The 15,469-nt window shown below is 36.3% G+C and carries 14 protein-coding genes; all 14 read left to right on the top strand.

The genetic code is table 11. The features are described from left to right. Positions 1-123 precede the first annotated feature (123 nt). On the top strand, positions 124-456 hold the full coding sequence (locus tag HMPREF0877_RS01805) for a hypothetical protein (protein WP_002827450.1): 333 nt from the start codon (positions 124-126) through the stop codon (positions 454-456). A gap of 23 nt (positions 457-479) precedes the next feature. Further along, complete coding sequence (locus HMPREF0877_RS01800; protein WP_040760265.1) at positions 480-1,304, top strand: SDR family NAD(P)-dependent oxidoreductase; 825 nt, start codon at positions 480-482, stop codon at positions 1,302-1,304. A gap of 162 nt (positions 1,305-1,466) precedes the next feature. Further along, entirely contained in the window at positions 1,467-2,954 is a 1,488-nt protein-coding gene (locus tag HMPREF0877_RS01795; protein ID WP_002827448.1) for a hypothetical protein, read from the top strand. Positions 2,955-3,050: 96 nt separating this feature from the next. Beyond that, on the top strand, positions 3,051-4,196 hold the full coding sequence (locus tag HMPREF0877_RS01790) for a CDP-glycerol glycerophosphotransferase family protein (RefSeq protein WP_002827447.1): 1,146 nt from the start codon (positions 3,051-3,053) through the stop codon (positions 4,194-4,196). Positions 4,197-4,286: 90 nt separating this feature from the next. Continuing rightward, positions 4,287-6,026 carry a glycosyltransferase family protein gene (locus HMPREF0877_RS01785; protein ID WP_002827446.1) on the top strand — a complete coding sequence of 580 codons (1,740 nt, stop codon included), beginning with the start codon at positions 4,287-4,289 and terminating at the stop codon, positions 6,024-6,026. A gap of 133 nt (positions 6,027-6,159) precedes the next feature. After that, the gene (locus HMPREF0877_RS09790; RefSeq protein ID WP_138075716.1) at positions 6,160-7,731 is read left to right on the top strand and encodes a C39 family peptidase; all 1,572 of its coding nucleotides are present in this window, start codon (positions 6,160-6,162) and stop codon (positions 7,729-7,731) included. An 11-nt stretch (positions 7,732-7,742) separates the two neighbouring features. Then, complete coding sequence (locus HMPREF0877_RS01775) at positions 7,743-8,162, top strand: hypothetical protein (protein WP_002827444.1); 420 nt, start codon at positions 7,743-7,745, stop codon at positions 8,160-8,162. A 116-nt stretch (positions 8,163-8,278) separates the two neighbouring features. After that, a complete protein-coding gene (locus tag HMPREF0877_RS01770) occupies positions 8,279-9,634 on the top strand; it encodes a GH25 family lysozyme (protein WP_002827443.1) in 1,356 nt (451 codons plus the stop codon). Positions 9,635-9,776: 142 nt separating this feature from the next. Continuing rightward, positions 9,777-10,559 carry a type I methionyl aminopeptidase gene (gene map / locus HMPREF0877_RS01765; RefSeq protein WP_002827442.1) on the top strand — a complete coding sequence of 261 codons (783 nt, stop codon included), beginning with the start codon at positions 9,777-9,779 and terminating at the stop codon, positions 10,557-10,559. A 30-nt stretch (positions 10,560-10,589) separates the two neighbouring features. Continuing rightward, positions 10,590-11,213, top strand: coding sequence for a sugar transferase (locus tag HMPREF0877_RS01760; protein ID WP_002827440.1), 624 nt, complete (start codon positions 10,590-10,592; stop codon positions 11,211-11,213). A 129-nt stretch (positions 11,214-11,342) separates the two neighbouring features. Then, positions 11,343-11,975 (top strand): YveK family protein, encoded by a 633-nt coding sequence (locus HMPREF0877_RS01755; protein ID WP_002827438.1) that lies wholly within the window; start codon positions 11,343-11,345, stop codon positions 11,973-11,975. A 13-nt stretch (positions 11,976-11,988) separates the two neighbouring features. Further along, positions 11,989-13,368: an O-antigen ligase family protein gene (locus HMPREF0877_RS01750; RefSeq protein WP_002827436.1), complete on the top strand. Its 1,380-nt coding sequence runs from the start codon at positions 11,989-11,991 to the stop codon at positions 13,366-13,368. Next, entirely contained in the window at positions 13,368-14,141 is a 774-nt protein-coding gene (locus tag HMPREF0877_RS01745; RefSeq protein WP_002827434.1) for a DUF4422 domain-containing protein, read from the top strand. The genes HMPREF0877_RS01750 and HMPREF0877_RS01745 overlap by 1 nt, the downstream gene beginning before the upstream one ends. 73 nt (positions 14,142-14,214) lie before the next feature. Then, on the top strand, positions 14,215-15,393 hold the full coding sequence (gene glf, locus HMPREF0877_RS01740; protein ID WP_002827432.1) for a UDP-galactopyranose mutase: 1,179 nt from the start codon (positions 14,215-14,217) through the stop codon (positions 15,391-15,393). Positions 15,394-15,469 lie beyond the last annotated feature (76 nt).

The following is a 15,469-nucleotide window of genomic DNA, read 5'->3' as shown; positions in this document are numbered from 1 at the left end:
ATAATTAATAACTTTCTACTATATTAAGAAGGTTGTTTTTTGTTTTAAAATAAAGGATACATTCATGAATTTTAACTAGGCAAACTTGATTTATGCTATACTCAAATTAATTGAGGGGGAATTATGCAGAAAGATGATCGTAAGACTAAAATAAAAATAACCCATCAATTTGGACAGTCAGCATTTATTGGTGGCACATTATGGACGATTGGATTTTTTGCAAGACATTTGATTCATCATCAGAAGCGTCGCCAGTTAGGTTTGAATGATATTTTTACGGTCAGTAAGACTATCAAAATAAGTGCTGAAAGAGAATTGCGTTCAGATGTGAATTATCTTGTGTGTGATGTGGATCAAGCAACATATACTTTAATGGTACTAGATCAAGCAGATTACAAACCATTTTTGGTGACAAAAAAGACAATCAAACGTACTGTGATTCGAAAGGATTGGTGAGTATATGACAAAGAAAAAACGTTATTATTACAGGAGCTTCTGATGGTATCGGGGCAGCAGCAGTTCGTGGATTAAATCAAGATGAGTATAATCTTTACTTGGTTGGCCGTAATAAAGCAAAGACCGCTAAGATTGCTAAGGAAGTCAATGCACCTTATTTTATTGCAGATTTTTCGCAATTAGATCAAGTTCGTCATCTAGCAGCGGCTTTGCAAACAACATTAGGTGAGCAAAAAATTGATATTTTGGTCAATAATGCGGGTGGATTGTTTGGGTCGTATGAATTAACGAATGATGGTTTTGAAAGAACATTGCAGGTGGATTATCTGGCACCATTTTTACTGACGCAACTGTTGCTACCAAACTTTAATCCAAAGCAAGCAATTGTCATTAATACTTCAAGTATTGCGCATCAATTATTTGGACATATTAATTTAAATGATTTGAACAATAGTCATAAAAAATATGAAGCAACCAAGGCTTATGGGGATGCCAAATTAGAAAATATTTTATTTGCTAACGAGCTAGACCGTCGTTACCATAAAAATGGATTATCTGCGGTTTCTTTCCACCCAGGTATGATTCGTACAAATTTTGCGAATGATAAAAAGAGCTGGATGTATCGTATTTACCATACGGTGCTGAATAAGGTGATTTTACAAAGTGCCGAAGCAGGTGGTGAGACTTTGCGTTTCTTTATCGAAGGTACACCAGGCGAAACCTGGGAATCAGGCGCATATTATAATAAACGAGAAAAAGCAAAAAAGTTTAATCCACAAGTAAATGATTTAACTTTACAAAAGCAACTTTGGGATAAGACGAAAGAGCTATTACATTTAGTGGATTAATTGGTTGATGTTTTATGAGCGTATATGAGTTTTGCTAATTTTGGCAATTCATGTACGCTTTTTTTGTATTTCGCTAACTATTAGCGGTCAATAAACGTTAATTATGATAGAATAGAAAAAATATTTTTGTGATAAAAGATTGTGAGGTGATGATGGTCTAATATGAGGTATTTAAAAATATTATTTGCTTTTGGGATGGTTCTTTTGCTGTCATTTTGCATACCTAATCATAAAATTTATGGTCAGATAAATAATCCAGTAGCAAATGTTGATTTGAAACGTAACATTCAATTGCAAACAGGTAGTAATCAGATAAAAGGTGCAATTTATGATGCTAATGAAAGTGGATCAGTTGCTTATACACTTGTTATGAAGAATCAGCAAAGTGTTTTATTAAAAAAGGTTATTATTTTAAACCAAGCGTTTACCGCAAAATTATCTCGTCCTTTGCGTAGCAGTGATCGGATTACGTTGTCATTGCAGGATAAAGCTGGCAGAAATTTGACGGGTGCAACACAAATTAAGCCAGCACAATGGCAGGTTTTGAATAAACCAAAAACGAAAATAAAGACGAGTAATTGGTCAAATGTTTTTCAAAATAGTCGCACTACGCCAAAAAAGTATCGCATTATTCAAGCACCCGATACGGGTATTTCATATTTGAAGAAACCAACGTATACAGCAGCTAAAAGCAAATTTTCTACTTTACGGGCAACAAGTCGATCAGTGTCACCGATTAAAGGTTATCAAACAGCGCTATTGTTACCCACTGTGTCAACAAAGTTAGTCAATTGGCAATTACCACAAGGAAGTGTGATGAATGGTCGCTACTTGTATGTTGTTTATGAGTCACAGCAACGAAAAAATTATGGGCGCGTTGTGCGATATGATATTCAACAATTACAAAGACTTGGCGTGTGGCAAACTGGTCAAGCTGACATGCTTAGAAGAATAGAGAATCGTGTTAACCATCACCAATTTGCAACGACTAATGATGATCGACTGTTGCAGGCAATTAAGGTTGGACCAGAATTTTATATGGGGCATGGTCAAGCGGTCGCTTATAATGCCCAAGATAATCGTATTTGGATGATTGCGTTAGCAAAAAAATCACGACAACAGCGTTTGATCAGAATTAAATTAGATACGCTATATCCTAGTGATCAACACCAGTTTATTTTTAGAGACACTAAAACTCATCAGTCATTTCACGGTGAACAAACATTAAGTATTGATGGGGATGGTAATGTGGCGATTGTTAGCATGGTTTCAAACCAAACCAAGAAAAATTTTGCTGCTAAGAATATTAAAGTGGGTGATTTGATGCTTTATCGTGGTGCTGTGTCGCACGGTAAACTCCGATTGTATATGTCACGAACACTGATTAGACAAAAACCAGGCTACTTTGGTCAATTTTTATCAATTAATAATAATACTGACCAATTATTTTACCTCACGGATGGTGCCTATTATGCTATTCCAGCTTCAAGATGGGCGAATGGTGAATTGCAAAAATCAGATATTAAAAGTGGTGTCTATGTATCACCAAAACAATCAACCAGAGAGTTTGAATCACAAGTTTGGGATAACAATGGACGTTCTTATCTAGTTGTGAATCGTGGTGCTGAAATTATGCACGAAATCCAGTGAGTTTTTGAAGGATTTTTTATGTAATTACACGGTGTCAATAACATATTTTTGTTATACTTGAATTATTAACTTAGGGCAGAGGGTAATGGTAGTAATATGGGTCGAGCACAAAAAATAAAAAATCGTATTAAAAATTCATCTTTTTTTGGTGGGGCATACCTCATTCTTGTGGGTGCATTTGTTAAAGTTCTACAATTGTTTATTAGACCGAACGAAAAACAGATTTTGTTTATTTCATACAGTGGTCGGCAATACTCAGATACACCAAAAGAAGCATATAATATGTTAAGAACTGACCCAGCGTTTAAAGACTATGAGTTGGTATGGGCACTGAATAAACCAAATATTTATGTTCAGCCTGAATTAGGAAGAAAGATTTCATCTAATTCACCAACTTTTTTTTACCATTTATTAAAATCTAAATATTGGGTGGCCAATTCGAGCATTGATCGTTTAATACCGTTTAGTCATAAACGGCATATTTATATTCAATTTTGGCATGGTGTTCCTATGAAAACACTAGGTCATGCTGAAATTGGCTTATCCAGACTGGTACAATATTGGTATGACCATGTACAATTTGACTTTATGTTTACCTATGGTGATTACGATTTGGAAAAATTCAAAGAGGTATTTCCAAAGACAAAAAGGTTTGTGGAACATGGGCAATTGCGAAAGAATATTGTGACTCGTTATCAAAAAAATATAACACCAGCACGTGTTAAATATCAGTTGGGCATCAAATCGGAGAAACCAATTCTACTGTATGTGCCAACCTTTAGAGGTTACCAAGCGCGCGAACAGACAACACTAACACAAGCAACACTAGAGAAATTGTCTGAAACTTATACCGTGATTTACCGTGGTCATTATTTTTCAGAGGGTGTAAAAAAAGGTAGAATCATTACAGCTGATAATTATTCTTTGTATAAACTGTTTATGATTACTGATATTTTGATTACTGATTTTTCAAGCGTCTTTTTTGACTTTGCCGTCTATGGTAAAAAGATTTTTCTTTTTCAACCAGACTTTAATGAATACCATGTTCGACGTGGTGTTTATCTGGATGCTAAAAAAGATTTGGGGTTACCGGTTGCATATTCTGAAACAGAATTGATGGATTTATTACAGGCAGATAATTATGATTATCAGGTACTTGCAGACATTAGTCAGCAATACAACCCACATGATGGTGATGAAGCTGCGACAGCATTAAAAAACATTTTGATGCATTTATCGTGATACAATTATAAGGACGCTATGAGACTGTTGAAGTTAATAGCGCCCTTTAATTTGAAATAAAAATTAGAAAACAATCAAGGAGTTAGAAAAATGCATGCTAGTGCAATAAAGAAGGGATGCTACTACCTTATTCCAGGCTTAGTATTTGCGATCATCTTAGCCTATGTTGGTCGGTTTGGCTTTTTATATGCTGGTGCTGATTTACAATTCCATGCGAATAGAATTGTTGAATTCTATAATAATTTAAGACAAGGAAATTTGATACCAGTTATTTCAACATTTTCAGCTAATCAGATTGGTAGTATAGTACCAACGATGTATCCATCATTTCCTGTGTACATTGGGGCAGTATTGCAATTTATTTTCCCACCAGTTACGGCAATGTATGTGTTGATGTGGGTGCAATTAATGACTCAATTCAGCATTGCAAAATGGGTTAGTAAAGAGTTGGGGTTATCTTTGACAGAAAGTACAACGGCAGCTTTCATTTATACAATGGCTGTGCCAACACTTTCACAGGTTATTCAGCAATGGCTGTTTGGTGAAGTATGGGCAATGTCATTTATGCCTTTAGTGGTACTAGGATTAATTAGATTAACGAAGACAACAACAAACAATTTGGTGGCATTAGATAAGAAAACTATTTTGTTGTTGGTCATCGGTTTCACCTTTATTATTCTTTCGCATGTTTTGTCATTTGCAATCGTTGTTGGCTATACTGCGATTTTTACTTTGTTTTTATTGATTTTTAGAAAGAATCGTCTGAATGTTTTGGCGAACTTATCAGTTGCTGCAGTCATTACGATACTTTTGTCACTGATATTTCTACTACCATTTATTATTGCCATGTTGGGGAATACAATGGTTACACCAGCGGCAACAGAATTATCTATTTGGGCCGCACCGGATTGGCATGAATTTATTAATTCAACCTTTGCGATTGCAGGGGATGCACGTTTTAAAACCAACACGGTGGGAATTATTGCTTTCTTAGCAATTTTTGGTGTGTTAGTTACCTGGCGTAAGCAGGATCGTTTTACAAAAGTTGCGACACTTGTGTCTGTTGGGGTTATTTTTAGTGGAACGAGTTATGGTTGGAAATACTTGTATGGGACGAAACTAGGCGTTATACAATTTCCACATCGGGTGTTTATTATTGCTATCTTCCTATTAAGTTTGAGTGCTATTTTAGCTATACGTCATGTTATTAATAAAAATTGGTTACGAAATACAATCTACGTGGTATTAGCACTATTTTCATTTGGTGTTGCCGTGTTTAACGTTAAATATGGTTTTGTGGATCGGGTGAACGCAGTCGCTGTTCAAACAAATTACAAATCAACAGCCAAGCATCCAGTTAGCTATACACCAATGGCAAATTTTAAGGTACACAATGAGGATTTTAAAAATTTGATGGGTTACTGGGTAACTTATGGTGCATTTGATTATTTACCTAAAAATGTTGATTTTAATCAGTCATTACAGAAAAAAGAAATTGTTCAAGATGACAAATTATTAAAGACAAAAGCAACGTCTGTACCGAATGGTATGGTTTATCGGGCTAAATTTGCAAAAAATACAACGACGGTCATCCCAATGGTGGGATATAAAAGTTTAAAGTATGAAGTTACTGATCAAAATAAGCATCAGTATCAGTATAAAATAAATAAAAATAAGCAACTAGTTATTAAGACGACGGCTGCACAAGTTAATCGTTTAACAGTTCGAGCAAAGACACCTGCAACAACCTATATTGCATGGATAATTAGTCTAGCAACTGGCGTATGTTTAATTATTTTTGGTGTACGAGATAAGCGTAAAACTATATAATCACAACTATTGTGCGCTAAGCGAGAAAGAATTTTTCTTTCTCGCTTTTTTCTAACCTAAAAAATAGATTCATGATGCTATAAAGGGGTACAGTTATAGGTGTAATTCATAAAATTTAGGGGTGGAAATGGGCATGCAAAATCATAATAATCTATATCGAACGATGATATTTGGAATGAGTTTATTAGCAGGAGGACAACTGGGCTATACAATCGTGTCTGCTGATGCAACGACATCATCTCAGACAATAACCAGTGAAATAAGTTCTGAACAATCTAGTCAGGCCTCTTTAACAACTAATTCAGTAAGTACAAGTAGTATAACGAGTAGTTCAAGTGTTATATCATCAAGTGTTGCTGATTCGACGGACGTACCAGAGACATCTAGTAATAGAACAACAACAGCATCATCTGCTGTGAATCATCGATCAGGTTATGTCTATGCACCAGATGTTTCTTCCGCTAATGGTGGGTGGAATTGGTTAGAGCATGGGCAACCGTATACTGGATTTAGGAAGTATCAAGGTTCATATTATTGGTTCCAACAAGGTGTGCGTCAAAACAACCAATGGGAGACAGCTTGGGGCCATCAATATTACGTTGGCGCAGATGGCCGAGCCGTTCAAGGCATACAATGGATCAATGGTAAAAGATATAATTTTGGCACAAATGGGACATTTTATTTACGACAGGACAATGTATCAGGCTACTTAAATGTACCTGGTGTTGGGTGGCGTTGGCTTGAAAATGGGCAACTTTATTCAGGCTTTCGCTATTACATGGGTGCATACTACTGGTTCCAACAAGGTGTGCGTCAAAATAACCAATGGGAATCAGCATGGGGTCACCAGTATTATGTTGGCGCTGATGGGCGTGCCGTCCAAGGATTGAAGCTCATTAATAATCATATTTATAACTTTGGTACAAATGGGACGTTTTATAAACGTGCAGTACCTTCCGGGTATGTCAATGTTTCAGGGTTAGGTTGGCGCTGGATAGAAAATGAACAATTATTTACTGGTTTCCGTCATTATCAAGGTTCATATTATTGGTTCCAAAATGGTGTGCGCCAAAACAATCAATGGGAAACAGCATGGGGACACCGATATTATGTCGGTGCTGATGGTCGAGCTGTCCAAGGAATTGTCACGATTGATGGTGTGAAACATAATTTCGGCACGAATGGGACATTTTACGAACGTGAGATGCCAAAAAAAGCTGCAAAACCTTACTATTATTCACAATGGGATAAACGCTGGGCAAATACCTGGTTAAGTGGCGGATCATTTGGTGCAACAGGCTGTGTGCCAACTAGTGCTGCAATGGTTCTAAAAGGAACGTACGGTATCAATGTCACCCCACGTCAGGTTAGTAACCAAGTGAGTCATTTCCATGAGTCATATGGTGCATCAGGTCTAGATCTAAAGACAATGATTAATGCGTATGGACATAGTATTCAAAGCTTAGGTACACCAAACGCAGTGAAATCAGCCTTACAACAAGGTAAACCAGTTATCTTCTTCGTGAATGTTGGAATTGGTCATGCGGTAGTTGGCTATGGCTATAACCAAGGTAACACAGAAATTTTTGATCCCTATAATCACCAGTTTTATAGTGGCTGGAATAGTGTAGATGGCATTTTGAGTAAGTTATCAAAGGATCCACAAGATTGGGATCCAGGAACACCTGCGTTTGCGATTAATTAGGGGTGATCAAGATGAAACGTAAACATATTCTTTGGGTCGTATCGGGTGTTATTATCATGATTGTGATTATTTCATTATTCTTTGTGTTTAATAGATCAGAAGATAAGCACACAACGATGACTTCTTCACATACATCGAGTGTGAAATCATCCCATTCATCGCATGTGCAGAGTTCAAGTGTTAGTAGTACATCGTTATCCGGAGATAAGAGTCTCACATTGGAAACTAGCTCGGCTGAAACAACTACTAGTAGTGATCAAGACACCAGTGACTCTCAAGTTGTTAATATTCGGGAAGCGCGTATTAAACTTTATGAAGCTGGTGTTGATTCTTCAAATCTAGACGATGCAACGATTGCCCAGTATTGGCAAGCAGCTAAGAAACAACAGATTGATTTTCCAACCTATGTTAAAAATCAACTAAACCAATAGTCTGACTTATTTTTTTACCAACGTAAAATAACAGTTCTTATTTCAGTTACCAAATATTGTAATATGGTTAGGCACTTACAAAAAGTGTAATCATATAAATATGAGGTAAGGTTTAGATGCACTATTTTAAACAATTAATACTAGTGTTAATAATTAGTATTTTAAGTATTGCTGTTTTAGTACATCGTGTTTATGCGACAGGTGTGCCGAGTATTACAGCTGGTCAAGCAGGCACACCACGTACGGACTTTGTGGATGTTTCATCATGGAACGGTCGTTTAACCACCGCTGATTTTGACAATATGAAAAGTCATGGTGTCAGAGGTGTTATTGTTAAATTGACTGAGGGCACATATTACATTAATCCAAATGCACAAGCACAAATTGCAAGTGCACAAGCTGCTGGGCTACGAATTGCGGTCTATCATTATTCCAAATATCGGACACCTGTTAGTGCGATAAATGAAGTTGATTATTTTACAACATTTGTTAAAAAATATGGGTTAACGAACAATACGGTATTAGTTGATGATTTGGAAGATTCAGCGACCAGGCAAGGGGATGTCACACAGAATGCATTGGCCTTTCGTGATCGTCTAGCAGCTAATGGATATCAGCGATATATGCTATACACTTCGCCAAGCTATATCGCAGCGACAAAATTGAATCCAAATACATTTGGATTGCGTAATATTTGGATGGCATCATACCCATATCAACCAACTGCTAATAATTTATGGCACACGCAATATGGTGCGTGGCAATGGAATTCAAAAACTAGTTTTCCAGGTGTTCCAGGATTATTTGATGTGAGTATTGATTACGGATCGCCATTCTTACAACAAGGTCTAAGCACTGCAACGACTGCAACTGAACCAGTGGATCATATTTTTTATTCAGCAGGTAAACCAGCTGCAGGGTATCTAAATGATGGAACCGGTTGGTATTGGTTTGAAGCAGGTCGACGATATACAGGTTTCCGTCATTATATGGGAACGTATTATTGGTTTACAAATGGTGTTCGACAAAACAATCAATGGCAAACAGCATGGGGTTATCGTTATTATGTCGATGCCCAAGGACGTGCGGTACAAGGTATTCAACAAATTGGTGAAAATAACTATTACTTTGGTGATAATGGCACACACTTTTTGCGAACAAATCAATCGATTAAGGTAGGTAACCAAACCTTTTATGCTGATGCACAAGGCATACTTATTCCTTGGCAAGGTTATATACAATCTCGTATGGGTTGGCAATGGTTTGAAGATGGCAAACTATACACAGGCTTCCGATATTATATGGGTGCATATTACTGGTTTACGAATGGTTTCCGTCAAAATAATCAGTGGCAAACAGCATGGGGTTATCGCTACTATGTTGGAGCTGACGGTCGTGCGGTGCAAGGACATCAAATGATAAATAACCATCATTATTATTTTGGTAATAACGATACGTTCTATTTGCGTTAATATTTCTAATATTGGCTATTTTCAGTGTTTATTGAAAATAGCCAATTTTTTATAGATAATAAGAAAAGTTTCCAAGAATTGTTAAAGTAAGCGTATAATGTTACTAGTTAAACTGAATTTAGAAAAGCAGGTTAGAACATAAATGATTACAATTAAATCACAACGTGAAATAGAAGGCATGAAAAAATCTGGTGAAATTATCGCTGGTATGCATAAAGGACTACGTGAATTAATCAAACCGGGACTTTCAACTTGGAAAATTGAAGAGTTTAGTCGTCAATACATTGAAAGTCATGGTGGTCGTGCGGCTCAAATCGGTTTTGAAGGATTTGAGTATGCGACGACGGTTTCAGTTAATAACGAAGTTGCACACGCTTTTCCACGTAAAAAATTAATTTTAAAAGACGGTGATATCGTCAAAGTTGATACAGTTGTTGATTTGGATGGCTATTATTCAGATTCAGCATGGTCATATGCTGTTGGTAATGTGTCAGATGAGGTCAAGCGTTTGATGGCAGTAACTAAGAAAGCCTTATACATTGGTATTGACCAGGCTCAAGTGGGTAACCGAATTGGTGATATCGGTGCAGCAATTGATAAATATGTCACTGATGAAAATGGTTATGGTAATGTCCGTGAATATATTGGTCATGGGATTCAGCCAACCATGCACGAAGAACCAGCAGTACCACATTATGGTAAAGCAGGACATGGGTTGCGCTTAAAGGCTGGTATGACAATTACGATTGAACCAATGGTAAATCTTGGTGGTTGGAAAGTAGAGACCTCTAAAGAAGATGGGTGGACTGTTACAACCGAAGATGGTTCGTGGTCAGCACAATATGAGCATGTGATTGCCATAACAGATGATGGTCCCAAAATTTTGACGTCACAAGATCCTGAATTTGACGCAAAATATCTATAAAATATTAGCAAACAAGAAGGAGGTTTCGCGGTGTCAGAAACTGGATACTTATTTACGAAACGATTTTTAGATATTTCTGTTTCACTATTTGCATTGATTATTTTATCGCCAATCTTTTTGGTTGTTTCACTGTTTTATTTTTTTGGTGATAATCGTGGTCCTATTTTTTATCAACAAAAACGAATTGGTCAAAACCATCGTGAGTTTGGTATTTACAAATTTCGGTCAATGGTTGTCGGTGCTGAAGAAAAGCTATACGCTAATAAAGCACTTTATGCAAAATTTGTCGAAAACGGATACAAATTGCCAACTGAAGAGGATCCTAGAATCACAAAATTTGGTGCATTTCTACGTAAAACTTCGATTGATGAGTTACCACAATTCATTAACATTCTTAAGGGTGAAATGAGCATTGTTGGGCCACGACCAGTGGTTGAAAAGGAATTGGTAGAATATGGTCAGGATGTTGATAAATTCTTATCAGTTAAACCAGGCGCAATGGGACTTTGGCAGGCAAGTGGTCGTAGTGAAATTCAATATCCAGAACGTGCCCAATTAGAAATTGGCTATGTCGATCAAGCTGATTTATGGTTTGATTTTAAAATTTTATTTATGACAGTTATTGCAGTTTTTAAAGGAAAAGGTGCAATGTAAAGAAAGTTAAAAAAATGTGACATAACTATCAAACTCGCTACATCTCATGTATACTGAAATGTAGCGAGTTTTCGCGTTTAACTGACGATGTTATAGTCAGAAATTTTATACTAAGAGGAAATAGTGAAAATGGACAATCAATTTACTATAACTGATTTGATTAAGCACATGTTACGGAATGCTTGGTGGATTATCGTATTAGGGATTATCGGCGGTGGTGCCATGTATGTCATGAACAAACAACCAACCGTTACTAGTTATAGTGCTTCACGAAATATGTATGTTGGTAAAAGTGATAGCGATGTCAAAGATCCAAATTCACGTATCATGGGAAATTCTTGGATGTTAAAGACATATCGCTCAATCGGTAAGGATCGTCAGATTATTGAGCCTGCTGTCAAGCAATTAAAGAAACAACACGTTAAAGTGACCGCAAATGAATTACGTCAGGCAATTAGCTTATCGACACCTGATAGTACATTGTTAATAGATGCTCAAGTACATGGTATTAAAAAGGGAAATCAAGCAGTCAAAATGGTTAATGCTTATACAGACTCATTTGCTGTGAATGGCCCTAAGCTAATTTCAAATATGCCACAGCCTGAGTTAATGTCTGCCGCTAAAAAGGCACGTGCTGACTCAATTGTTTCGGGATCTCCTAAGAAGTCAGCTGCATTTGGCTTGGTTGCAGGAGTTGCCTTGGGAATTGTATTAGCGTTCTTTACTGGTATTTTCAAGAATTTTAAAACAACGAAAGCATAAAAAGGAGTGAAATATGGTTAATTGGTTAATGCCTTTTGCGATTTTGCCAAAAACATATACATTCTTTTTCTTTGATTTATTTTCTCAAATTGCTGTTGTTGTATTCGGCCTATTTATATTGGTGAAGCTGTATTTACAACCTACACAATTGGAAGATGTTTTACCAAAAACGTCGACTTTGCGTATCTGGGGTGTATTTGTTGTTGTACAACTGATTTTAATGACCTATGAATCATTTGTGGTAGGGGCAACTACGCGAGTATATGGCTTATTACATGGTTTATTAATGTTTATTCAAGTCATACTGTCAATTTGGATGGCATATACGATTCAAAAAATGCTTATTCGTAGTTATGACGATGCAATAAAGTTTATGAAATCCGTCGTCATTACAATGGCTGTTTACCTTGGCGTAATTGTTTTGCCGCAGATACTTTATCTTTTTGGCTTCACATCATTAACACATTGGATAAACCCAATCGCTCATTTGTTCGAACGTCATTGGGAAAATCGTAACTTTTATGACAACGGTAGTTATGTCACAACTTCGATGCGTGTTAATGGATTTGAGCCAGAAGCAGCATACTTGGCATTATTAGTTGGTATAGCATTCAGCCCATTCCTACTTATGTTGATACAAGAACCATTGAGAGCATTTAAAAATCGTTGGATATACTGGACAGCAATTATATTAGGTGCTGCCAGTTTAGGTGTATTGTTGTTAGCAAAGACAACAACGGGATTCCTACTAATTGGTATTCTTGCACTAGTGTATTGGTTAGCAGCACCCAAAAAGCAAAAAATTAGCTTATTTTTTCTGGGAATAATCGCAGTAATTGGAGTAGCCTTGACATATATCACTGTGCCAAGTGTTCATAATTTATTGAATACTTGGATTTTCCAAAAAGGTGGTACCGACAACAGACTTGGTGGAACAATTGCTCTAATTAGAACATGGCTACAACATCCACTATTTGGTGTTGGCTATGGTTATGAAGGACAATATATTGTTGATAACTTACCTGCTTGGTCAAAAAATAATTTCGAGTATATGCAGGTCTATCAACATCAAGCTTATCCAATTTTGAACGATACCTTTGGTTGGTTAGCAAGATATGGCCTTGTATTTTTCTTAATATTTATTTGGCTATTGTTTGGTCTAGTTAAGCGTTCTTTAGTAGTTTTAAAAGAACTATCTGGTAAATTTGATCAGCGTAGTATGTTCTATCGCGTCTCGATTAAGGCGTTTTATATGACAATTATCACTGTTGCTGTCGTTAGTTCAGTAACGCCATCGAATGTTGTGTCATGGCCAATTCTATTAATGCTATTCTTTTACTGGCGTGTTATTCATATCGCTGAAAATGATGTGTTTGCAAAGGAGTCAGAATAATGAAGATTTTAATTGCAACCCATAAACCATATCAAATACCTGAAATTTCAGGATATCAACCGATTATGGTTGGGTCTGCGTTACGTGATGAGGTACCGGCAGGATATCTACGAGATGATCAAGGTGAAAATATTTCGTCTTTGAATCCATTTTTTAATGAACTTACAGCATTATATTGGGCAAAGTATAATTTGAGAGATGAAGATATAGTGGGACTTGCTCACTATCGCCGCTATTTCGGTACGAAATCAAGTCATAATTTGGCTGATATTCTTAGTCAAGAGCAAATCTATGATGCTTTAGAGAAAGTAGATGTATTGTTGCCAAAGCAACGTAATTATTACATTGAATCACAGGAGAATCATTACTTAAATGCACATAAAAATGAACCTTATTTTATGATGCAGGATGTTATTAAAGAAAGTTTTCCTGAGTATTTGTCAGCATTTCAACAAATGGGGCAAAGTAAGAAAGCCCACTTGTTTAATATGGCAATCATGAAACAGGCAGACTTTCAGTCATATACTGATTTTATGTTTGGCGTTTTGAACCAAGTTGCACAACGTATTCCGTACGAATCATATGAAGGACAAGATCGTCGTGTATTTGGTTTCTTGTCAGAACGTTTAATGGATACCTGGCTGTATACGAATCATAAAACATTCCAAGATTTTCCTTTGGTAACTACTGAAAAAACGAATTGGCTTGATAAGGGTACACAATTTTTAAAGCGTAAATTTTTTAAAAATACAAATAAGAAGGTTCACTTTTAAAACACAATATCCTGGATTTATGGTAAAGTAAGTTCAGGATATTTTTTTATAGATATGTAGAGGAAAATAATAAATGACTTTAAATGATAAAAATTATGATTACTTAGTTGTTGGGGCCGGTCCATTCGGAGCTATTTTTGCCTATGAGGCGGCTAAACGTGGTAAGCGTTCACTTATCATCGAAAAGCGTTCACACATTGCCGGAAATACGTATACACATACTGACCATGGTATCACTGTCCATGATTATGGTGCTCATATTTTCCATACGGATAATAAAGAAGTTTGGGAATACATCAATCAATTTGCCGAGTTTAATGGTTACCAAAACCAAGTGGTAGCGAACTACAAGGGTGAACTTTATAATTTACCATTCAACATGAACACATTTTACGAAATGTGGGGGACCAAAACACCCGCTGAGGCCAAGGCTAAGATTGAAGAGCAAAAGCAAGCAGCCTTATCTGAATTAGGCGATCGCGAACCACGTAATTTGGAAGAACAAGCAATTTCACTGATTGGTACTGATATTTATCAAAAATTGGTGAAGGGCTATACTGAAAAGCAATGGGGACGTAAGGCAACTGAATTGCCTTCATTTATCATTAAACGATTGCCAGTTCGCTTTATCTACGATAATAATTACTTTAATCACCGTTATCAAGGAATTCCTGTTGGTGGTTACACACAAATCTTTGATAAGATGTTGGACAATGATTTGATTGATGTTCGTGTCAATGAAGATTTCTTCGCTCACAAGGACGAGTATATCGCAGAGTTCCCTCGTATTGTTTATACGGGAATGATTGATCAATTCTTTGATTACAAGTTTGGTGAATTGGAATATCGCTCAGTTCGCTTTGAATCTGAATTAAAGCAGACTGAAAATTATCAAGGTAATTCTGTGATTAACTATACTGATGCTGAAACACCATACACACGTGTTATGGAATGGAAGCATTTTGATGGCTTGTCAGATGACGGTGTTACCATCATTACAAAAGAATACCCACAAGAATGGGATCGCTCAAAAGAAGCATATTATCCTGTTAATGATGAAAAGAATACAAATCTGTATAAGGAATACGCAAAGGAAGCACGCAAACATAAAGAACAATTTATTTTTGGTGGTCGCTTAGGACAATATCGCTATTATGATATGGATCAAGTGTTCAATGCTGCCTTTAATACAGTACGTAAAGAGTTTGATATTCCATCAGATTTTAACTTCGCACATGATGAAGAACATTAATTTTTGATAGATTAATAGATAATCGAGGCGCAATCACTCTTTAGTGTATTGTGCCTCATTTTTTCATAATAAGTTT

The organism is Weissella paramesenteroides ATCC 33313 (genome assembly GCF_000160575.1).
Classification (GTDB): domain Bacteria; phylum Bacillota; class Bacilli; order Lactobacillales; family Lactobacillaceae; genus Weissella; species Weissella paramesenteroides.
The sequence above is the reverse complement of the archived record's forward strand: the minus strand, read 5'-3'. Positions and strand labels throughout refer to the sequence as shown.

What these genes read in the sequence shown, in the direction of transcription:
- HMPREF0877_RS01805 (WP_002827450.1), top strand. Translation starts at nt 124, where the DNA reads ATGCAGAAAGATGATCGTAAGACTAAAATAAAAATAACCCATCAATTT.
- HMPREF0877_RS01795 (WP_002827448.1), top strand. Translation starts at nt 1,467, where the DNA reads ATGAGGTATTTAAAAATATTATTTGCTTTTGGGATGGTTCTTTTGCTG.
- HMPREF0877_RS01790 (WP_002827447.1), top strand. Translation starts at nt 3,051, where the DNA reads ATGGGTCGAGCACAAAAAATAAAAAATCGTATTAAAAATTCATCTTTT.
- HMPREF0877_RS01785 (WP_002827446.1), top strand. Translation starts at nt 4,287, where the DNA reads ATGCATGCTAGTGCAATAAAGAAGGGATGCTACTACCTTATTCCAGGC.
- HMPREF0877_RS09790 (WP_138075716.1), top strand. Translation starts at nt 6,160, where the DNA reads ATGCAAAATCATAATAATCTATATCGAACGATGATATTTGGAATGAGT.
- HMPREF0877_RS01775 (WP_002827444.1), top strand. Translation starts at nt 7,743, where the DNA reads ATGAAACGTAAACATATTCTTTGGGTCGTATCGGGTGTTATTATCATG.
- HMPREF0877_RS01770 (WP_002827443.1), top strand. Translation starts at nt 8,279, where the DNA reads ATGCACTATTTTAAACAATTAATACTAGTGTTAATAATTAGTATTTTA.
- map (WP_002827442.1), top strand. Translation starts at nt 9,777, where the DNA reads ATGATTACAATTAAATCACAACGTGAAATAGAAGGCATGAAAAAATCT.
- HMPREF0877_RS01755 (WP_002827438.1), top strand. Translation starts at nt 11,343, where the DNA reads ATGGACAATCAATTTACTATAACTGATTTGATTAAGCACATGTTACGG.
- HMPREF0877_RS01750 (WP_002827436.1), top strand. Translation starts at nt 11,989, where the DNA reads ATGGTTAATTGGTTAATGCCTTTTGCGATTTTGCCAAAAACATATACA.
- HMPREF0877_RS01745 (WP_002827434.1), top strand. Translation starts at nt 13,368, where the DNA reads ATGAAGATTTTAATTGCAACCCATAAACCATATCAAATACCTGAAATT.
- glf (WP_002827432.1), top strand. Translation starts at nt 14,215, where the DNA reads ATGACTTTAAATGATAAAAATTATGATTACTTAGTTGTTGGGGCCGGT.